Source organism: Actinocorallia lasiicapitis, assembly GCF_054778695.1.
The window spans coordinates 1-1,844 of sequence record NZ_BAAGZI010000351.1; the positions used below are offsets into that span (position 1 = coordinate 1).

General features: G+C 69.3%; 2 protein-coding genes. One reads left to right on the forward strand and one right to left on the reverse strand.

Translation table 11 applies throughout. The features are described 5' to 3' along the window. On the reverse strand, nt 1-322 hold a 322-nt coding region (locus ACYVE7_RS27190), incomplete at its 3' end, for a winged helix-turn-helix domain-containing protein (protein WP_460368485.1). Between the two features lie 132 nt (nt 323-454). On the opposite strand from ACYVE7_RS27190, the gene ACYVE7_RS27195 reads away from it, so the two are divergent. Beyond that, a complete protein-coding gene (locus tag ACYVE7_RS27195) occupies nt 455-1,789 on the forward strand; it encodes an extracellular solute-binding protein (protein ID WP_460368487.1) in 1,335 nt (444 codons plus the stop codon). Nucleotides 1,790-1,844: the final 55 nt, after the last annotated feature.

Below are 1,844 nucleotides of genomic sequence, written 5' to 3' on the forward strand. Positions count from 1 at the left end.
CCAGGTCGTCGCCCGCGACACGGACGTCCCGCCGGTCCAGGACGAGCCCGTCCAGGTCGGCGACCGCGCCCCGGACCAACCGCCGCCCGAAGTCCAGACCGAGCACCTGCGCGACGTCCGGGACGGCCTCGAAGAACACCGCGCGGTGGTGCGAATCGGCCGGCGCCAGCACCGTCCGGACGAGCCCCGCCGCGAGCAGCAGGTCCAGCGCACCGCCCGCGGTCGGCTTCGACATGCCGGTGCGGCGGGCGATCTCGGCCCGCGACAGCGGCGGATCGGCCCGGATGGCCTCCAGCGCGACCAGCGCGTTCGTCTCGCGCACCCCGCTCAACGTCACATCCCGCCTTCCGCGCCCGCCCGGCAAGGGCTTGCCTCGATCCCCAGCCTAAGGCTAACGTCCATCTCGTAAGTAAGCCTTACTTACCAGATACCCCCGGCAAGGAGCTCTCCCACCGTGCGTTTCCTCCCCTTTGTCACCGCGGGGCTGGTCGCCCTGTCGCTGACGGCCTGCACCTCGGGCCAGAAAGCCGAGCCCGGCCTGACCGCGGCGCCCTCCGCGTCGGCCGCCGCGCTGCCGCCCGCCACGCTGGAACTGTGGCACGGCTTCAGCACCGACGCCGAGGTCGGCGCCTTCGAGAAGGCCGTCGCCGGCTTCACCGCCAAGTACCCGCAGATCAAGGTGACCCTCAAGAAGGGCATCCAGGACGACCAGATCACCGCCGCGATCCGCAGCGGCAAGGTCCCCGACGTCGCCGCCTCGTTCACCACCGACAACGTCGCCCAGTGGTGCCAGAGCGGCGCGTTCCAGAACATGACCGAGGTCATCAAGGCCGACGGCATCGACCTGTCGGTGCTGCCGGCCGCCTCCCTCGCCTACACCGAGTTCCAGGGCAAGCGCTGCACGATGCCGCTGCTCGCCGACGCCTACGGCCTCTACCTCAACGACGACCTCATGAAGGGCAACGCCGCCCCGAAGAACCTGACGGAGCTCGCCGACCTGGCCAAGAAGCTGACCGTCAGGGACGCCGACGGCACCATCAAGGTCGCCGGTTTCATCCCCAGCTTCCAGTACTTCGAGAACACCCCCTCCCACCTCGGCCCGATGGTCGGCGGCAAGTGGTACAACGCCGACGGCACCTCGGCGATCGGTTCCGACCCGGCCTGGAAGCAGCTCCTGACCTGGCAGAAGGAGCTCGTCGACTGGTACGGCTACGAGAACCTGGAGAAGTTCCGCAAGAGCCTCGGCGACGAGTGGAGCGCCGACCACCCGTTCTTCAAGGGCAAGGTCGCGATGGTCGTCGACGGCGAGTGGCGCAACGCCATGATCGCGGGCGACTCGAAGGCCAAGAGCCTCAAGTACTCGACGGCGCCGATCCCGGTCGCCGACGACAAGCCCGACCTCTACGGCAGCGGTTTCACCGCCGGCACCGTCGTCGGGGTCCCCAAGGGCGCGAAGAACCCGCAGCACGCCTGGGCGCTGATCAAGTACCTGACCACCGACACCGGTTCGCTGGTGCCGCTGGCCAACGGGCTGCGCAACGTCCCGTCCACGAAGGCCGCGATGGACTCCCCCGACCTGGTCAAGGACGACAACTTCCAGACCTTCCTCGACATCTTCGCCCACCCGAAGACCACGGGGCTGCCGTCGAACGTCAACAGCGTGTTCAACCAGGACGCCTTCCAGACCTTCCTGGTCGAGTGGGAGAAGGGCTCGGTGAAGGACCTCGACGCCGGTCTCGCCGGGGTCGACAAGCGGATCAACGACAAGCACCGCCTGTCGGGAGGCTGATCCGCGATGCCCACCACCCCGTCCGCGCCGCCGCCGCTCCGGCGGCGGGGGGGGG